This window comes from Rhodococcus sp. JCM 9793, assembly GCF_055380405.1.
Map to the genome: position 1 here is coordinate 4,749,889 of NZ_AP043721.1, position 19,885 is coordinate 4,769,773.

Annotated in this window: 11 protein-coding genes; 2 read left to right on the plus strand and 9 right to left on the minus strand. The window is 66.3% G+C overall.

Features of this window, described 5'->3' with window-relative positions:
• Window positions 1-144 precede the first annotated feature (144 nt).
• From ACZ46K_RS23985 to ACZ46K_RS24025, 9 genes are all read right to left on the minus strand, one after another.
• Entirely contained in the window at window positions 145-1,308 is a 1,164-nt protein-coding gene (locus tag ACZ46K_RS23985) for a TRAFAC clade GTPase domain-containing protein (protein WP_464745137.1), read from the minus strand.
• Window positions 1,308-2,336 (minus strand): hypothetical protein, encoded by a 1,029-nt coding sequence (locus ACZ46K_RS23990; RefSeq protein ID WP_464745139.1) that lies wholly within the window; start codon window positions 2,334-2,336, stop codon window positions 1,308-1,310. Before ACZ46K_RS23990 ends, ACZ46K_RS23985 begins: the two co-directional genes overlap by 1 nt.
• Window positions 2,336-5,098, minus strand: coding sequence for a GAP1-N2 domain-containing protein (locus ACZ46K_RS23995; RefSeq protein WP_464745141.1), 2,763 nt, complete (start codon window positions 5,096-5,098; stop codon window positions 2,336-2,338). Before ACZ46K_RS23995 ends, ACZ46K_RS23990 begins: the two co-directional genes overlap by 1 nt.
• Complete coding sequence (locus ACZ46K_RS24000) at window positions 5,082-7,088, minus strand: hypothetical protein (protein ID WP_054804702.1); 2,007 nt, start codon at window positions 7,086-7,088, stop codon at window positions 5,082-5,084. The genes ACZ46K_RS23995 and ACZ46K_RS24000 overlap by 17 nt, the downstream gene beginning before the upstream one ends.
• Window positions 7,089-7,102: 14 nt before the next feature.
• Window positions 7,103-9,832, minus strand: coding sequence for a magnesium transporter (locus tag ACZ46K_RS24005; RefSeq protein WP_464745143.1), 2,730 nt, complete (start codon window positions 9,830-9,832; stop codon window positions 7,103-7,105).
• Window positions 9,832-13,407: a tubulin-like doman-containing protein gene (locus ACZ46K_RS24010; protein WP_464745145.1), complete on the minus strand. Its 3,576-nt coding sequence runs from the start codon at window positions 13,405-13,407 to the stop codon at window positions 9,832-9,834. The genes ACZ46K_RS24005 and ACZ46K_RS24010 overlap by 1 nt, the downstream gene beginning before the upstream one ends.
• A gap of 42 nt (window positions 13,408-13,449) precedes the next feature.
• Window positions 13,450-16,215 (minus strand): vWA domain-containing protein, encoded by a 2,766-nt coding sequence (locus ACZ46K_RS24015; protein WP_464745147.1) that lies wholly within the window; start codon window positions 16,213-16,215, stop codon window positions 13,450-13,452.
• Window positions 16,182-16,712 carry a hypothetical protein gene (locus ACZ46K_RS24020; protein WP_464745149.1) on the minus strand — a complete coding sequence of 177 codons (531 nt, stop codon included), beginning with the start codon at window positions 16,710-16,712 and terminating at the stop codon, window positions 16,182-16,184. The genes ACZ46K_RS24015 and ACZ46K_RS24020 overlap by 34 nt, the downstream gene beginning before the upstream one ends.
• A gap of 293 nt (window positions 16,713-17,005) precedes the next feature.
• Window positions 17,006-17,203: a ferredoxin gene (locus ACZ46K_RS24025; RefSeq protein ID WP_054805107.1), complete on the minus strand. Its 198-nt coding sequence runs from the start codon at window positions 17,201-17,203 to the stop codon at window positions 17,006-17,008.
• Window positions 17,204-17,359: 156 nt separating this feature from the next.
• Here ACZ46K_RS24025 and ACZ46K_RS24030 point away from each other — a divergent pair, with 156 nt between their 5' ends.
• A complete protein-coding gene (locus tag ACZ46K_RS24030; RefSeq protein ID WP_464745151.1) occupies window positions 17,360-18,064 on the plus strand; it encodes a TetR/AcrR family transcriptional regulator in 705 nt (234 codons plus the stop codon).
• Complete coding sequence (locus ACZ46K_RS24035) at window positions 18,061-19,344, plus strand: cytochrome P450 (RefSeq protein ID WP_464745153.1); 1,284 nt, start codon at window positions 18,061-18,063, stop codon at window positions 19,342-19,344. The genes ACZ46K_RS24030 and ACZ46K_RS24035 overlap by 4 nt, the downstream gene beginning before the upstream one ends.
• Window positions 19,345-19,885: the final 541 nt, after the last annotated feature.

Sequence of the window (19,885 nt, forward strand, 5' to 3'; positions counted from 1 at the left end):
GCGACATACCCGAGCCCAGAACCCACGACATATTCGATTCCCTTCAAAAACACACGTGTAGAGAGTATTTGATACGACAAGTACGTCTACACACTCATCGGCACGCATGTTCGGGTGTTACATCCCAAATGTCGTTCGATCGGACTACACCCACACACCCCGCTGAGCGAGCACCCACCGCACGGGATCGAGGCACCGGAACGGTGAAATCCCGTTGTGGTGAAGCCGATCCCCGACAGGCGATTCGCCGAGCGCAGAGACGGCAAAGAACCTGTTTTTCAACACGGTGCCGGTGTGCGGCTGATCCACCGCCATCACCATCGACTTGGCCTCGAGTTTGTCGAGCAGACTCCGCACTTCCTCGTGCAGCAGCCGCCCGTCGACCTCGTTGTACGGCGCGTACTGGAGGCTCGGGTCGCGGGAGAAGGCTGCTCCTCGCTGCGCCATCACCTCGCTCCAGCCGCTACCTTCGACGTGGTGAAGTGACTGCAGCGCATCGAACTTCGACAAGACGACGGCGAGGTTCGGAGTGGAATCTCCGATGATCGACAGCACCGTCCGCAGCACCGAACGTGGATCACCACCCACTCGCTCCTGAACCGGAACGAGATCGTGCAGTTGCTGCCGCACGGATTCGACCTTGAGTGGATCGAACATGAACACCACTCCGTCGGCCTGCGCGAAGAACCGCATGTGCTGCACGTGAACGTTATTGGGGTTCTCCAGGTCCTCCCCTGCCACATCGCGCAGCACGAGGTACTGTCGTCGCCCCTTCCAGGTGCCGAGCGAGAAGATCAGCGGTTCCCGCTGATACTGATTGCTCGTGTGGGCGGCGGGCGTGGATTCGAGGATGCCGCGCTCTTCGTACAGCGGCTTTTCGTACAGCTCCCGGTACACCATCTCGGTTTCGGCGGTCGCCGGCTCCACCACGCAATTGAGACGCTCCCCCAACAACTGCAGCGTCTTGACGAGGACTGCGATATAGACGGTCTTTCCCGTTGCACGGGCACCGGCCATTGCGATGCACGTGGTCTGCGAGCCCCGCAACCCCGAGGGGAGTCGGTAGTGGCATGTCGTGCACACCTCGGCGGCGGGCCCGCCTGCCTTCTCCTCGACCACATCGGCACCGGGCGCCCACTCATCGGCGGCACCGGCCGGACGGTCGAGGTGCACGACCTTCCCGGAGCGCACGGGCGTGCCCTGATATGCGGTGGCGACCTGGTCGGGCTCCACTTCTGCCGGCGCGGTCGGCACCCATGCAGTCCGGTCCGCAGACAATACCGTGAAACACCGTGGGCATTTCGTCATCACAGGGCACCTTCCGACTCCGTGGTCGGCAGACCCGACACGAGCGACTTCACCGTCCGGAACAGTTCCTGAGGGTCGTCCAGCCAACCACGACCCGCGAGAGCATGGCCAGCTGCCGGGACCACCGAAGTCCGCCTCCGCTCGACACTCCCCATCTGCTCGATCTCGGCCGCCGCCCCACCGACCTGAAGGACGATCGGACGTCTGCGAACCCCTGCGACGGCGGCAGCGTGATCTGCCGGTACGCCGTCGGTGACGGTGAGAACGAGCGTCGGCTCGATGTAGCGGGATCGATCCACTGTTGCCGAGCGGAACCCGATACCCAATCCCGCGGAGTCGAGCGCCTTCTGCGCGGCTGCAGCCGCGCCCCGCAGTTCACCGATGTGCACTGCGGTCACGTCGCGGCCGATGAGGTTGACATGCAGTTCTTCTCGACGTCCGATGACCGCGGCGACACCGGTGAGCAGGTCGACGACGTCACGGATGCTGCCGTCCTCGATGAGTGGAAGCATCGACATCGTGGTGTCGACGTCCACCTCGACCCGTACCTGGCGGCGTTCGGGCAACCGGTCGACGCCGAGCGCCCCGCGCGCAGCGGATCGTGCCCGGGCACCGAGGTCGGTGAGGGGAACGTCGACGGCAGTCTTCCGTGCGGCCACGGCGAGCCGCTGACCGACCGGTGTGATCGTGGCGAGTTCGACGTGGTGTAGCCCCGACACGTCGAGTGGGGTGAGCTCGGCACGGTCGGGGTCGAGGCTGTGGCTGCTGTCGACAGCGACGGTGGCCTGGAGCACGGTTCCCTGGGGGAAGCCCAGATCGTGGCCCGGTGTCGCCACGACGACGACTTCCGCGTCGACGCGCGGGAGCACCACGAAGCCGGGTTTCGGGTACAGCACCGACGGGGCGTCTGCACCGTCTGCGGTGATCGCGCGTACCGTCACCGGCACGTCGAGCGCGGTCACCGTGATCGCGAGGGGTTGTCGCGATAGCTCCACCCGACCGGCACCATCGAGTACGTAACCGGGCATCAGATCTGTCCTCTCGGCCTGGAAAGTGCGTGTTCTGCGTCGGAGAGCCGCTGGTCGTACCACCACTCGACGAACGCGGCATAGGCGTCGCGGGCCCTGTCGACACCGCGGTCGCGGAATTCCATGAGTTCGGCGCGCACGGCCGCGTGGACCCCGCGAAGATCCCGGGGGCCGAGGTTCCACGGCTCCGGCAGGATCTCGGTGGCGACCTCGTCGAGAAGCCCGCGCCGCGCGGATCCGGCCTCGGAGCCACGCCCCACGACGAAATGCGCCAGCACACCGAGGGAGTCGATCACCCGAGCCACGTCGGGAGCGTCGGGTGAACTCAACACGGCGTAGGCGATGACCCACTGTTCTTCTACTGCACCGGATTGCGCGAGGGCGACAAGCGAGTCGACGACGAATCCTGCGTTGAGGTCGACGGCGTCGGCCAGTGCGTCCACATGCTTCGGCGGTAGTGCGGGAATCTCTATCGAGCGGGCCTTCGCTGCCACGATGAACACGGCCAGTCCTGCAAGGACATCATCGGGCAGACCAGCGTCGTAGTGTCGGGCGTAATCAGCGATGGCCGGTAGGCCGCACCGGCCGAGGTCGCGGTCCAGATCGCGGTCTCCGATCCCGTTCCAGCTGTTCCGCAGCCGAATCGACGCCCATGCCCCGGCGAGTGCGTCATGACGCGGATCCTGCGGCCACGACACCGAACGGTCGTTGTCGAGGAGGTGCAGAATGTGCCGGGCAAGCATCTCGACCTCCGAGCTCCACGGCTCACCCACCACGGCGTCCTGCAGGAAGCGCGGAGCGACCACTCGCCGATGGGTTTCGACTACTCGGCACCATTGCGCGGCAGACCACTGCGGCGAGTCGACGAGGGTGTCCAGCTCGCGGATCGGCCCTGCCCCTTCGTCGAGTTCGAAGAACGCGCGCCACAGCGCGACGGCGGCCAGCTCGGGGCGCACTCGCGCGCCTTCTCCCTGTGCGGCGAGGGAGAACACTCCTTCGGCGATGATCACGCTCTGCGGTGTGGTCGTCATGGATGGATCCGCTGCGAACTCGTCGAAGGTGGGAACTCCGGTGAGGCTGCTCGCCAGCCACGTGAACACGGAGTTGTCGAGTCGCGCACCGATCGGCCGCGCAAGGAAATCAGGGTGTGTGATCACGGCCGGCTGCAGGTAGTCGGTGCATGTGCTCTCCCCCACCGCTCCGACCACAGCGACGAGTTGCCGGCCTGCAGTCGGGTCGCACAGCACCGGCACGACGACGAGTTCGAGGATTTCGAAGACCTGATCTTCACCGTGTCTGCTCACGAGATCCGCTCGGATGAGCGCATCGAGTGTGCAGAGCGCTTCGGCCGCAACGTCATCGATCCGCTGTGCCGAATGTGCGCGTGCGCGCAGTTCGCGGAGAAGACGATCGGCTTCCATGACGAGCTCGGTTGTCCGGTCGCAGTATTCGAGCAACACGCGCTGCGACGGCTGGGCGTTCCGGAACCATGCGCGATCGTGGAAGACCCGGTATGCGAACACTCGGCCGGCGAGGCTGCGCACCACGGGAGCGAGGCCGTCGTCCTCGTGCCATCGGCCCAGCGCACGGGCGGCTTCGTCGACGGTGTCGCCGAGGTTTCTGTCGACGACGTCGACGATCAACGACGCGAATTCCGATTCGGTCACCGCGTCGGGGCTCTGTTCCAGGAGCACCGTCGTCGCTTCGTCCAGCGAGTCGTGCAGGGTGCTGTCCGCCACCACCGCCATCGCCAGCGGCCACATCGGGGACAGTCGGTGGTCGCCCACCTTGGTCGCTATCTCGTCCTGCAGGCCCAGGGTGCGTGCGGCAACCGATTCGTCGACGAGAACGGTCTGTGCCATCAGCGACCACGGGGTCACGGGCACCATATCGCCGTTGTCGACGCAGTGTGGTTCCCCGTCGAGCTCGCCGAGATCGGTCGATTCGTTCTCGCCGAATACGACGCATCCGGGTGTGTCACCCGGAAGATCTTCGAGTGGCACCGCGACCAGGTGCGCGCCGCGGGCGACGGCGTCGGCGACGGTGTGGAGTCGATCGAAGGTCGACCATCCGAAACATCGGCTGGTTCCCGGCGACATGAAATGGGAGACCGCAGCGATCCAGTGGGCCGCGTTGTCCGGGTCTGCGCAGCCGAGAACGACGGGAGAGCCACGGTTCAATGCCCGAGCGACGGCGTCGAGCAGGACGCTGAAGATGCCGATACGCCAGGTGGTCGGGTCGAGGAGGAATCCCAAGGTGGCGTCGCGGGAGGTGCGGCCGCTCGGCGCAGGATCGAATCTCGAGAATTCCGCGGTGGCAACATCTTCCGAGCCGTAGGGCGTGAGCCATTCGCGCGCGCCCCATCGTTCGATCGGTCGCGTGATGTCTGCGGAATCGGTACGCCGGTCGAGGAGCGCGTGGGCGAAGACGTTGCCGGGTCTTCCGGAGGCATCGGCGCCGGCCGGGACCGTGTGCCAGTAGAAACCTGTCGTGCCTGTCCCCGGCGCATACATCAGTCGGCGGGGGCGGCGGCGCACCTCGTCGGCGTTCGGGAACCGCGGGATCGGGGGAACCGATTCGAACCGCGTCACGACCCCTTCCCGTAGTCGTTCTTCCTCGCCCGCGTCGAGTCCTCCGATTGTCTGTTTGACCTGCCAGCCACCGCCCCCTGCGCCCCCGGGGCGGTCGAAGGAGGTGTAGGAGAGCTGGCCGAACCGTGGACGGTCGGCGTCGTCGGCGGTCACGTCATTCCACCGGGTCATCGATCGGTGTCCGATCGATGAGGCGGAGGTCGATCTGTTCGATCGGCGGGTCGAGCAGCGCGATGGTGCATGCCTGTTCGGGACGCACGTCGGGGAACACTCGCACGAATCCCGTGTCGGTGTCGCCGACGTCGACCAGCCATGGCTGTCCCCATTCGCGCCGAAGTCCTTTCGGATGGAAGTTACGCGCGCCCGGATGGGTGCCGACTCCTCCGCGGACCTCCAAGGGTTGTCCGTCCCTCGCGCTCAGCGGCAACCGGGTGAGGTTGTGGATGACGACGAAGGGCGGTGCCGTGGTCAGTTCGATCTCGGATGCGAGTTGTATCGCGAGAACGACGCCACCACCGAGTGTGATGCGCGGCGTGACCGTGTACTGGATGCGCAGTAGGCCCGGATAGTCGACGGTCGCCGGAATGCCCACGATGCGCTCACCGCGGGTGTAGGCGATCGCGACCACATGCACCGCACAACCCTGCGCGGCGAGTTGGTCCGTCAGGTGCAGGCCACCGTCCCGCTCGTACTGCGATCGTGAGATCTCCGCGACCGGTCGCTGTTCGATGGCATGCTCCGCCGGAACCTGGGGCGCGCTGACGTACACGGACACGGACGCCGCCCCGTCCGGCCACGGGAAGGTCACCACTTGCTCGGAGCACCTCTCGACGATCCGGACACCGGTCAGTGCCGGAAGCGGCCGGGTCGCGATGACGGTGCGCCCCACCTGAACCTGACCGTCGAGCATCGTCACCGGTGTGAAGTACGCGCGCACCCACCCTCTCGGCCACGACACGGTGGTCATGGCGTGTCGGCCGCCCTGTTCGACCACCACGGGGTGAACGAGTCGCGCCGATTCCGGGAGGCCGCCGGAGACGTCGAGCGCACTTGCTTCCAGGAGGGTGCGGTCGATACCGGCGCGAGGTGCGGTTTCGGTGCGGTACATGACGACCGCGCCGATGTCCGGTGGGGTCCAGCCGAGGTCGAAGTGGAGATCGTCGCCCTGCCCGTACGTGGTGATCTGCAGATCCGACACCGGTTCGAGCACAGCGGACACCAGAACCTCCGACTGCGCGGCCGGAGACAGGCGGGTGTGGCCGTCCACCTCCACCTCGCAGATCGCCCGGTACAGGTAACGGTGTCCACGTTGGGCGTCGCGATCGACGAAGCCGCCGAAATTCGGCTGGTCGGCGAGGATGCGGTGCCGGGGGTCGTTGGTGACGGGTGATCGTCCGTCGAGTGGGATCCGCAGTACCCGCACTCGCGACACTCCGGGCCACACCGACCACTGGCCGATGACGGTGCCGTCGTCCTCGATGACGACGAACCCGTCCACCGCGCTCAGCAGGTGCCCTTCGGCCACCAGGACCGGTTGGCGCTCGGCCGCGTCGCGTTCGTTGTTCCCGATGTGCGCCCACACCTGCAGGTAGCGCACGGCGGCAGCCGACGGCGCCGTGTCGACGATCAGCGTGCCGCGGGTGACGCCGACAAGCCGGCCTGCCTCGGGCTTGTAGGCGCGGTGGGTTTCACCGGACACCACCCGGTACAGCACGGTCGTGCCGGGGCTCTCGGGCAGTCCGGTCCATTCCAGCCGGTGCCCGCCACGCGGTTCCGGGGCGATGGCCATCGGACCGACTTCGTACTCGGATTCCCCGTGCAGGAACTCGCAGAAATCCTCGGTGTGCAGATCCACCAGCAATTCGCTGCCCGGTAACGGTTCCACCGGCTCGGGGACCGGCTCCGGCTCGACCGCCGCGTGTTTCGACGTGGAGACGCCCTCCGGAGCAGTTTCCTCCGTGGCTGCCAGGACTTCGACGATACCGCCGACGAGCGCTTTGGCGTGCCGCGGCAACATCGGTTCGATCTCGTCGACCGTTCGCCGATTCGATCGGATGATCTGCTGCAGGTGCGTGTCTTTGATCAGGCCCGGCCGCAACCGCGACGCGTCGACCTCGCCCTGTCGCCACCGCTGTAACGCTTCGAAGACACCTTCGGACACTGAACCCCTCGCTCTCAGAACTCGAGGCCGTCGATGGCCGGAGCCACATACGCACCGTTGCCCGCACGCCCGACCCGAGTGTCCTCGGGCTGTGCGGGACGCAACTCGATGTCCGGCACGTGCGTGACCTCGACCGCAGCGGCGTGCTTCGCGGGCGGCTGTGCCAGGTCTTCACCCGAAATGCCTTCGGTGAACTGGGTGGTCACGGCCACGAGCCCGCATCCCACCCTCGTACGCGAGAGCACCTCTCCCGCCACTGCGGACGTGCCTCGCATGGTCGCGGTGTCGCTGAACGCGGCCCGGTCGAAGAACCCCGCTTCCGTGGGCATCCCGACTCCGGCCAGAAAATCGTCGACGCCGGCGTGCTGGACCTCACCGTCGACCCGGTATTCGACCACACCGACGAGCTCTCGCGCGAGCTCGGTTCGTGGGCCGGTGAGTTCGGCCATTGCCCGATTCCACAGCATCGTCGCGCCGCTCGACCGCACCTGACCTCGGTGGAACAGCAGCGACCACTCGTCGAGCGGAGAACCCGATCCCGCACCGGCCTTCACGGCGAGCAGGCTCGGATCGCGGTCGATGTCCTGTGCCGACCCACCGAGAGCGGCTCCGGCGCCGCGCGCGACGGTGTCCCACGGTTCGGTGAGCCATCCGACGGTGAACAGATCCTGACGGAGCTCGTCGGCGACACGTGCCACGGTGTCGTCGGCGGGGATTCCCGAACCGATGGCGCTGTGTCGCGGCAGACCCCATTCGATGCGTCTGCGTGCGGTGAGGACATGCTCTGCCACACCGAGCGGCTTCGCCAGGAATGCTCCGAGTGCTCTGCTCCACGACAGGTATTGACGGTAGGCGCCGGTGAGCACCTCGATCTCACGCAGTGTCAGACGCAGGTTGGTGCGGTCGGCCTCGTGGGCGGCGGTCGTCCGTTCGCGTTCGACGAGTAGCTCCTCGAGGTTCTGCTGCGACCTCCAGCAGATCACCGTCAGCGCGATCGCCCACCCCAGCAGGCACAGCGCGATGACGGTGCCGCCGGCCCACCAGGAGATGATCTCCTGCCACGCCAGCAGACCCGCGATGACGGCGATCACCACCGCAACCACACCTGCGATGTGCACCTTGCGGAACATCCGCTTGTGCACTTCGGCGCTCTCCTCTGCCGGATCCCGCAGCGCTTCGGCGCTCTTCAACCGTTCGAGCAGTCTGCCGGCCTCGGACACGTCGGCCGCGAGCCGGTCGGTGAGGATCGAACCGAAGCCGACCGCGAAGCTCGCCCGGGTGCGCTCTCGCCAACTCTTGATCGCGGCGCCGGTGCGGCGCGCGTCCAACCCGATCACCGGATCCTGTTCGAGTTCCCGCAGTCGGCGGCCGAATTCGTCGACCCCGAGGATGTCGGGTGCTTCGATGACGTGCGTCGACGTGGTTGCGGACACCACGCCCGGGATGTCGGTGAAATCCTCGCCCGGGCCGGGCACGATGTCCGACGCCGAGCGCAGCACAGCGCGGTGCGCGCCCACCTGGACAGGTGGTAGTCCCGCTGATCGTTCGCTGGCATCCGCCAGGGTCAGCGCGGCCCGCGAATAGTCGCGCCACAGCGCGGACAGGTCGGGTGCTGCGGCGTGCGGAGCGTTCTTGCCGCCGTCGAGCACAGCACCGATCTCTCGCGACGCCGATTCGTACTCGCCCCATCCGGCACGATGACCGTCCGCATCGACCCCACCGACCACTACGCGGTACGCGCTCTGCGAGCCACCGAACAGAGCGCGTTGCGTCTTGGCGGCCAGCGATGCCGAGGCCCGGTTCTCCGCGCGGCCGATCAGTCGGGACGGCGCGTTGGTGAGGACGGCGGCGAGGAACCGGCCGAACATGCGTAGCGCGTCGCGGAACCGGATGTGGCGCGGTTCCCGCTTCCGGGGCGTCGGTATTCGGGCGCTGGTCAGCAGATGCCCGTGTTTCGTCCACAGCGCCTGCGCCATCTGCCGGGTGGCCGTCGGCACGTCGTCGACGTACAGGACAGCGGTCCCGGCGTCGCGTGGGAGTGGGAGCTGCCCGTCGAAATCCAGGAGTTCCGAGTGCAATCGGTGTTCGGCGTGGGACGTGTCGAGCCGACGGTAGAAGGAGCGCACCACGCGCAGGGAGCTGCCGGGCAGGACGGGAAGTTCGTCGAACGGGGTGTGGTCGTCGTCGGTCCACAGGCCGGTGATGCCCGCGATGACGGGCGCGGCCTGCCGTCCGACGTCGATCGGATCGGTGGTCAGCTTCAGCGACTCGTGGCCCATGCCGGGTCCCCGCGAATCTTCGGGTGCCACCATCAGGTTGTGCCAACCGGCGAGCGCCGGAACAGCCGACACCGCATGCGCATCCGCTGGGCGTCGCAGCAGCACACGCATCCGAACGCTCCGTGCACCACCGGAGTTCGACGACAGCAGGTCGGCGAACATGGTCTCCGTCTCGAGTCGCACCGGCACCGCGGTCGCGCCGCTGGGCACCAGCACACACAGTCGCACCAGGTCGTAGTGACGCGAGGCGAGAAGATCCTGGAGGGCGACGACATGGTCGACACCCCGATCGGTTTCCACGGCCGGTATGCGAGTGCCGGGGGCGTCGACCCGGGTGTCGTCGATCCACACGTACGAGCCGACGAGCTCGGCTGCGGACAGATCCCGCAGCACATCCCGGACCCCCTCGGCGGGACCCGGCGTGGCCACGAACACCGTCAGAATCTGTGTGCCGCGCGCTGCCATCAGAACTGCCCCATGTTCGGGATCTGGAACGTCTGTGCTGTGGGTGTCGGTGCGTTCGAGGTCTGCTTGTCGAATTCGGGACGGTCGGGTTGCTCCGCGCGCACTGCGCACTCCTGGATCAGCTCTATGAGTTCCCCTGTGGCCCAATGCACGTCGGGGGCGATGTCGCGGTAGATCGGCGTCTGGGACGCTTGTTCGCGCACCGTGATGGTCGAGAAGACGCCACCACCCGGGGCGCCGTCGTGGCCCGGCGCCAGATAGTGCTGACCGGTCAGATCGCGGACACTGGACAGCCAGGTGATCGCGTTCTTCGCTCGCACGTCGATCGGAATCCCCGCACCGGTCTCGGCGACCTGCGACTGCCAGCCCGTCGCGGTGTTTCCGGTGCGCAGCCAGTCGGTGAGCACCGACTTCGCCGACACCTCGAGGATGCCGCTCGCCGGTTTCTCCGCGGAGGCGTCGTAGATCGCACGCAGTGCGCGATACGGCAACATCGAGCTCATCACCGGCGACTCGTGCGACCGCGCCATCGCCAGCAACACCGATTCGAGGACCGCGGGCAACCAGTCGTTGTTGGCGAGGAAGCGGGCCGGCGGGGTGAGCAGCGGATTCGGGAAGTCCACCCATGTCGAGGTTCCGGAATCCCACACCCGCACCGGCTCGTCGTACGGTTCGGGCGGGAGACGCAGACGGCCCACCACCAGACCGAGGAACCACCCGGCCGCCATGGCCCGACGTTCACTCTCGTGCATCGGCAACGACGCCGCCAACGGGCGCGAGCGGCGCCACTGCCAGAACGCTTCCTGTTGCGCCGGAGTCGAATCCGCCCACTGCTTCGCTGCCGGAGTGAGCACCGAATCGTATGCCAAAGGAGAGTAGTTCGGGTACGAGCCGAAGATGTCGATGCGGGTGAGCTTGTCTTCCTCGGTCAGCAATCTCGCGAACTCGGCGCGCGTCTCGTGGTCGATCATCGTGTTCTTCTGCAGCACCTGCGACAGCGAATCCGCCACCGGAAGATTGAGGAACGGGATCGACGTGAACTTGTAGCGGTACTCGATCTGCTGGCCCGGATGCAGGGCTTCGAGCGCCTGCTGATTCACGCTGGCCAGGGGACGCGCCAGCGACAAGGCCTCGACGAACTTCGACCGCAGACGCTCACGGCGCTCGTCGAGCGCGTACTCGGGGACCGTGATGTCCTCGATGTATTCGCGCAGCGACACCCGGCAGAACCTGTCGAACGACTCCCCGGTGCGGGCCACGAATTGACGTGCCCGCTCGAGCAGCTCGTGGGGACGCACATGGACGTCGTAGCGTCCGGCGGACGGGACGAGCGCCTCGCGGGTTCCCGGATCGAACGGGAACGCACGGGTACGCCACGCCGAGGTGCGCTCGAGCAGGGGATGCTCGTCGCCCGGGGGCCTGCTGCCGTCGATGGTCGACCAGACACCGGTCACCACATCGGCGACCGCACTGTGGACTGCGGCCTCGAACGGCGGTGTCCCCGGACCGTCCGACGACACCGCCAACGGAAGGTCCGTCCTGTACTGGTCCATGAAGTCGGCCGACGGCGTGAGCATCACCTCGTTGTTGGCCTCCGCGAACCGCTTCGGGACGCGGTCGCTCTTGTCCGCGGGCCACGCGCCGTACTGGTCGGTGGACAACCGGGCCAGGCCGACGTCGCTCGCAGGCTTGGCCCGCGCCTTCCGCAGCGCAGTCTGCGATTCGTTGAGCGCATCGAGCAGCGGCTTGAGGATCTCGGGCACCAGCGCCGCCGCGACCTCGGAGACCTTGCCGGACAACGACGCATACAGCTGCCGGTACACATTCTGGCTGCAGCTCGAGATGACACGTTCGAGGATGTCGGCGTCGCTCTCGATATTGCCTTTCAGTGCCCCCAACATCTGGGCGGTCTCGGCAGACTGGGCGGTGATGTCCGCAGGGCCCTGCTTCGACAGTTCGTCGGCGCCGGCCCGGACCTGATCCTTGACGAGGACGGACAACCGGTTCACCAGCGCCGTCGCGTACGGCAGGCCCAGATCGGAGATCGCCTTCGACACCGCCTGCTCGATTCGACCACCGAGTTGCCGATGCCATTGGAAGGCATGCCCGAGCGCGTGCTGCTCCGCCGACGTCGCAAGCGCCTGACGACGCGACGCGAGGGCCCGGTTGATCTCGGGCACCCACTGCGACGCACTGAGCCCGCCGCCCGAAGGAAGGTAGCCGCGCAGTTCGTTCTCCACGATCTGCCGTGACATGCGCAACCCGTCGTCCGACGGCAACACCACCTGGGTGAGCCACGGCCCGACACCGACCTGGGCGCCGCGCGGATCCGCATGCACCACAGGCAATCCCATGGTGTGGAGCAACGTCTGCCATTGACTGTCGAGAATCGCGTTGACCTGATCGTCGTCCGACGCCACGTTCGCGGGATTGCGGTGGCCGTCGAGCAAACGGTCGACGGTGCTCCGGGCCAGACGCTGCGCCGAGTACTCGGCATACCGGTCGCGTCCCATACTCAGGCTCGAGAAACCGTACGTTCCCCACGGCAGGTTGTCCCACTGCCCGCCCCAGCCGATGTTGTCGCGCTGACCGGACAACCCGGCACCGTTCGTCAGGTCGTACTGCACGAACTGGCGGGTCGCGGCGCCGCTCATCATCATGCCGGCGAGACCGCGGGCCATGCCTCGATAGATCGCCTTCTGGGAGCCGTCACCGAACGGTGCACCTTCGACGCCGACGCGGCGGCCGACGGGGAACACCCGCGCGAACGGCACCTTCTCCCCCGTCCCGCTCTGCTGGCCGAGAGCACGCAAAGTCTCGACGTCGTGCTCGCGGGCCGACCCGAGCTGGCTCGCGACGATCTCCCCGAGCATCGCGAGTGCGTTGGCGCGCACACCTGTGGTCGCGCTGCGGCCGAGCCCGTCGAAGATGTCGGGGGCAACCATGAACACACCCATGAGCCGCGGGTCGAGCTTCGGGATGAGGGTCAGGATCCGGCACACATCCAGGGCCATCGACGCACCGGCACCACCGGCCATCGACGACACCACCAGGACGACGGGCGACTCCTCCTGCTCGAAACTCCCACTGCCGGGGATCTTCAGAGCCGACATCTCGCTGGCGGTCTGCACCGTGAACAGCTGGTCCCACGCGTGCTGCAACGTGTCGCGGATGCCGCCGGCCTTGCTCAAGGTGATCATGCGGCCGAGCGCACGGTACTGGCCGGCGCCCGACCCGATCGGGACGGTCACGGCAGACGGATCCCGCGGAGCCCAGGTGCCGATCTCGTCGAGGCTGTTGCGCGCGCCGAGTTGGTTGCTCAACGCATTGTCGAGCACCGCGTACGAATCACCCTGCGGTCCGCTGCCGAAGTAGTAGCCGCCCTGATCCCGGACGTTTCCGAGTCCGTCGGGTCCGGCTTCGGGAGCGGTCGGCACGTCGACGCTGACGAACTGCCAGCCGCCGGGAATCTTGTCGACACCCACGGCGGCAAGGTCGGACCGGAGTTGATCCATCATGTACGCGAGGGTGACAGCGCCGGATCCGCCGCAACCTATTACGAGAAATCGCCTCATTACGGTCCTTCCGAATCAAGAAACACTGTCATTGCGTGACCGTCAGGAACCCGGCGGCCGGAACGGGTCGAAAGGTTGCCCCGGCGGTGGTCCCGAAGTCGGGGGCCCCGAAGGCGGGGGTCCCGGGTTTCCGGTGAACGGCGGGGGCGCGCCGAAGGTCGGTTGTCCCGAGGGAGCTGCGAACGGATCGTGGGACGACGACGCCGGGACCGACACGGACGGCGCCGGCCCCTGCGGAGGTGTTCCGCTGCCGCCGCGCGAGCGCAGTTCGTCGATGAGGCGAGGTGCCCGGCGTCCGGCTTCGTCGATGAGTGCACTGCGTCGTTCGGACGAGGTCCCTCCCCCGACGAGCAGCATTAGCGTCGCGTGGTCACGTGGTCCGTCCGGGTCGTGCAGGAGCACCCAGTTGTTGTGCACGGCCAGCGGGAGTCGCGCGTCGCCGCTGCGGCGATCGGTCGCCGGTGTTGCACCGGACGCACCGAGCATTCCCGCGGCTTTCACGACCACGTGTCCCGCTCCGACGGGTGAGGCGCCCATACGCGTTTCGAGCCGGGCACCGTCGACATCGACGTGGCGTGCCGGTGTGTCGAGACCTCGGACGGCTTCGATGAGGTCGTTGTCGTGCAGGACGAACGGTTGCCCGTTGCGCAGGAGTCCGCTGTCGGAGATCGTCACCGGGAAACTCTGCGCCTTGAGGGTCTCGGCGGGGATCCGGGAGGCGAACCACTTGAGCGCGTAGAGGATCGCGAAGGGGATCGCGATTCCCGCGAGGAACACGAGCGCGAAGACCAGCCAGAAGCGGCCGCTGTTGAGCGGCTTGAGCAGCTCCGCGGTGAACGGCACGTCGACGGGCATCGCGCGATCGAGTTCGCCGGTGGGAGCGATCATCAGGCGCAGGGACCCGTTGAACGCGCCGTTGCCGGCTTCGGGGACGACGAGTTCGAGTGGCAGTGTTCCGGTGGCGCCTTCCTCGATCGTCAGGCAACTCTCGGGTGTGGTGGCACCCCCGACAGTGAGGGTCGCGTCGCCGACGCCGTCCGGGACGGCGTCGATCCGCACCGGTGAGGCCGGGTCGACCCAGACGCAGCCCGGACCGCCGATCTGCATGTCGCTGGGGAAGGTTCCCGAGCCTTCGACCGCGCCGAGATCGAGGCTGCTGGGCACCGTCGGAAAACCGATGGGTGGTGCGAGGGCCAGCGGCACGTCCACGTATTGAGGGGTGAGTTCGGTGCCCGGTGCGATGACCGCGCCGGACGCGTTCGTCGCATCGGCTGTGGTCACTTCGAGAACCAGCCGCAACGTCGCTGCGCCGGGCGCAACGTCGGTGAGGTCCAATTCGATCGGCGCGGCCATCGCGTCCTTGGACACCTGCGACGCCAGGGTGTGATCGACTCCGGCGGCGTCAGTGAGGGACACCGAGAGCGACGCAGTCCCGAGCAGATCGGACGGATCGATCTCCTCGCGGTCGCTGTCGACGATGCCGAGCTGGACAGCGGAGGTGACCTCACCTGCGTGGATGGCCGTGACGTCCTGTCCCAGCAACGCCGGGAAGAGGTTGCCCGAGATGTGGATGTTCGATTTGGATCGAGCACCAGGATCGGATCCGTCGGGGTCGACGAACACCAGCGCCCACATGCCCTGCCACTGCCCGGACGCCGACTCGGGCTGTTGCATCGTGAACGACACCGACCGGTCCGACAACCAGCGGTAGTCGACGGCAACCCCGTCGACGATCGTGTTCGAGGCGGTCGGGGTGTAGGCCATCGGCAGTTCGGTGCCGTCCGGGGTGACCAGGGTGGGGACGAGGCCTTCCGCGTCGGCGAATCCGAGGACGGTCACCTGGCTGATGGAGTTGTCGAGGACGAAACGGTGCTGCGCCTCGTCGCACACTTCCAGGGCGCACACGCCGGTCTCGTTCTCGAGTGGCGCCTGGCCCGGACTGCTGAACGCGTCGAAGGCGAACAGCAGATCGTCGATGTTCTGCGCCAGATAGAAGTCGCCGGGTGTGGGTTCGGTCCGGGCGCCGCATGCCTGCCCGGCGGCCGGCTCACCCGTAGCGATGGACTTCATCAGGTCGAAGTCCGCAACCTGCGCAGTGCCGTTGGCGAGGCCGACCGCGAAGGTGACGATGCCCGAGGACCTCAGCTGATCGGCAACGCCCGCGGGGCGGCAGATCGACTCGCGGGCCGCGTCGACGACCTGGGCGACGCCCTCGTCCGTGGCCATCGAGATGCCGGGCGCGTACGGCTTCTCTCCGTCGCGTGCGGTGAAGTCGAGTTTGCCGTCGGAGAACCACGCGATCGCCTGACATGTCGCGGGACCGCCGGTCGCGTGCTCGGCGAGCGCACCGCGCGCCCCGTCGAGGGCAAGCCAGTAGTCGGTGTCGAGACCGGAGGTACGCGACCGGAACGCGTCGACCTCATCTTGCAACTCGGGAAGCGTGCCGGAATCGAGACGAGTCCAAGGAGCATGCATGGTGAAATCGGACGAGAAACCCGCCACCGCGACGTCGAGTGCCACGCCGGCCGAGCTACCGAATGATTCGAGTTGGCCGAGCAGGTAGTTCGCCGCTTCGACGCGTGCGGCATCCGGGTCGGACTGCTGCAGGCTTCCCGATTCGTCGATCATCAGCAGCAGGTCGCCTTCGCGCTGCGACGCCAGGCACCCGCCGAAATCTGCGACGGCGGATTCTTGCGAGTCTTGCGGCTGGGCCGACGCCGTGGGCGCCATGACCAGGCACCCGAGGAGGACTGCAATGACTACGGCAAGTCTTCTCACAACCGGCCCGCCCATTCTGCGATCACCCATGCACTTGCGACGATCCCGGCCGCGGCGAGGCCGACGGCCACCCGATAGAGGGTCTGCGCGGCCTTCGACGGTTGATACACAGGAAGGGCCCGCTCCGTGGTATCGGCGATCATGTGCTTCGCAAGGAGCAGGGCTGCTGTCGGCCCGGAGAGGAGCCATCCCGCGACCGCAAATCCCACCGCACCGCCCAGCAGGGCGACGATGGCCAGTACCACTCCTGCGAGCGCTGTCACCAGCGCTGCGGCAGCCCATCCCGCGGGCGTCCTTCCCTGCGCGAACGAGGGCGACCGAGCCGGTGCCGCCGACGCGAATGCGTCGGGTGTGGCTGACGTCGTGCCCGGCCCGAACGGATCGGGAGACGTGGTGAATCCACCGCCGAACGTCGGGGTGTTACCCCACACCGGACCGCCCGAGTCCGGCGGCGACGTATCGGTACCGTCCCGCGAGGTCGAATACTCGCTGAAATCGAACGGGTCGGGCGTTGACGGCACAGGCATCTCTCGTGGTCGGGCGCGAGCGCGCACGCGTGGGCGACGCCCACACAAGTCGGCGCAGTTGATCATTCAATCGAGCAACGACCCAGAGTCGTTACACGATTGTCGAGCGCGCTCTATTCTCGGTCACATCTCCTCGGCCAATCCTAAGAAGAACCGCCGAATGCCGTCACATAACCGCCGAATATCTTCTGCAACTGAGTGTCACAGATACTCGCGCCGACGCAACAGACCTGCCATCCACGACGAAAAGCGTCCACCTACAGGTGGACGCCTTTCATTTCTCACGACACGATTCACGATTCGACGAGATGGATCGCAGAAGCGGGACACGCGGCGGCCGACTCCCTGACCGAGCCGTCCAGTTCCGGTACGGGACTCTCGGTCGCCAGCATCACCACACCGTCGTCGTCACGCTGGTCGAATACTTCCGGCGTGTGCAGTACGCACATTCCGGAGCCGATGCACTTCTGAGTATCAACGCTCACCTTCATGGGAGATCTCCTTGTCGCCGTTCGCATGCGGCGCACCTTTGTCGACGAAAACCATTGGCAGACATGCGCCTGTCGAGTACGGTACAACACATCTCAGATACGTGTCTGAGATAATTTCGGAGGCGGCGGAACGCGAGGGGCGTCGTGGGAGACAAAATGATGACCATGTCAAAGAACTCGTCTGCTTCCTCCCCTCAACCAGTTTCACGAAAGGAACAGGGCGAGGCCACCCGACAACTACTACTCACCACTGCAGAACAGCTGTTCGCCGAACAAGGCATGGCCCAGGTGTCGATGCGGCACATCGTCGAAGCAGCTGGAATCGGCAACAATTCTGCGCTGAAATACCACATCGGAGACCGCGTAGACCTGGTCCGCGCGATCATCCGCCGACATGGCGAACCGATTGCCGCGCGCACCCGCGAATTGAGCGAACAGGTGCGCGACTCCGACGACCCCCGCGACCACGTAGCGAGCTTCATCCGGCCGCATATCGAACACCTGGCCGAACTCGGAAATCCGAGCTGGCAGGCACGCTTCATCGCTCAGGTCGACGTCGATCCCGTGCTCCGTGACGAGATTCTGACCGGCGCACTGGTGCAAGTCCCCAGATACAACACATGGTCCGGTGTGCCGGAGCTTCCACCTGCCGAGGAAGCCCTACGGAGACGGGCAATACGGATGGTCGTCCTGCACACCTGCGCCGCCGAGGAACGTCTCGCCGCGAGCACAGGCGTGCCCGCCGACTGGCCCATGATCGGCGAAGCGCTCATCGACGCCGTCACCGGGATGCTCACCGCCCCGCGGCACCCCCGAAACACTCACTCCGAACCCACAGCCAACGAAGGGAACAGCCCATGAATGCCACCGAGACGACCGCCCCGATCGGATCGTTGACCGGCCGACGACCTCTCCCCCCTGAACTGTCCGAAAGGACCGGGTGCCCCTTCGACCCGCCCGCCGCACGGTTCCGACTACAAGAGGAACAGGGCCCGGTCGCAAAAGTGCCACTGCTCAACGGCGCACACGTCTGGTTTGTCACCGGTTACGACGAAGTCCGCAAAGCGATCTCGGACACCCGCCTCAGCTCCGACGTGGTGCGCAACATCAACGCCATGTCCTTGACCTCCGAACAGGTGACGGACGGCGGCTGCCCCGCCCGACCGGACTTGCAGCGCACCGACGGCATGTTCATCTTCATGGATCCCCCGGAACACTCCCGACTACGACGGGTACTGACCAGCCAGTTCACCGTACGCCGAATGCGTGCCCTGGATCAGCGAGTACACGAGATCACCGACGAACTCATCACCGCCATGCAGGACGCCGGCACCAGCGCCGATCTCGTGGCAGATTTCGCGTTGGCTCTACCGTCACTGGTGATCTGCGAGATGCTCGGTGTGCCGTACCAGGACCGGGCAGAGTTCCAGGAACGGAGCGCGATCACCCTCAACATCAACAACACCCCGGAACAGCAGCGCGACGCCGGGATCGCATTGTGGGAGTTCATGCGCAATCTGGTCGTCGCCAAACGCGCCGAGCCCGGTGACGACATGCTCTCGGGTTTGATCAGCGGCGAGCTGGCCGCCGATCCACCGCTGACCGACGCCGAGTTGATCGACATCGGCGTGACGCTTCTCGGCGCGGGGCACGAGACCACAGCCAACATGCTTGCACTGAGCGTCTTCGCACTGCTGGAGCACCCGGAGCAGCTTGCTGCGCTCCAGAACGATCCGACACTCATCGACGCAGCCATCGAAGAACTGATGCGGTACCTGTCGGTGTCGCATACCGGCCCGACTCGCATCGCATTGGAAGACATACCCCTTGGCGGGGTGACGATTCCGGCCGGTGACACTGTCGTGATCTCGTTGCCCACCGCCAACCGGGACGAGGAGCGCTGGCCGGACTCCGACCAGTTGGATGTCACCCGTCCGCGCGACACCGGGCACATGGCCTTCGGCTACGGCATTCACCAGTGCCTGGGACAGCAGCTCGCGCGTGTAGAACTACGCGTGGGGCTCGTCGAACTGTTCAAGCGCCTGCCGGGTCTCCGACTCACCGTGCCTGCCGCAGAAATCCCACTACGGACAGACATGGTGGTCTTCGGAGTTCATTCACTGCCCGTGGCATGGGACTGAAGCGCGTTACCTCGCCCCTGAGCTAATCCAGCACGATAGTTACGGCGCAGTGGCGTCGGTACCCCGGCACGTATCCAGTGATCGGATCGGCACTTCACACCTGCCACAGACGACACCGGATACGTGCCTCGACGACATCTCGAGCCACCACAGCCCTCTGATCCTCCATGGCGCCAACTGCTCATTCGAGCGCTCCACATATGTTCGCTGCCAACATGTATCGGACACGGCCTGCGAACGCGCCTCGTCTGCAAATCGATGATTGACACCACATCGCACAACCGCTAACTTGACCAACAAGTCTTGTTGAACCAGGCACAACGCGAGTTCTGCACAGCTTCTGGTGACTGCACTGCAGGGCACCTACGGATACCTTGTCGATGTTCGGAACGTCCTCACCCCCATGTAGTTCACCACCCTTCAGATGCGAGTCCGCCTGCGCAGGACTGCACCATCGGGTTTACGACCTGCATCTACTGGAAGGAATCAATTGGCCCTCAACAGCATTCGATGTCCGGAGATGCCCGCGCCGGACGTCGCA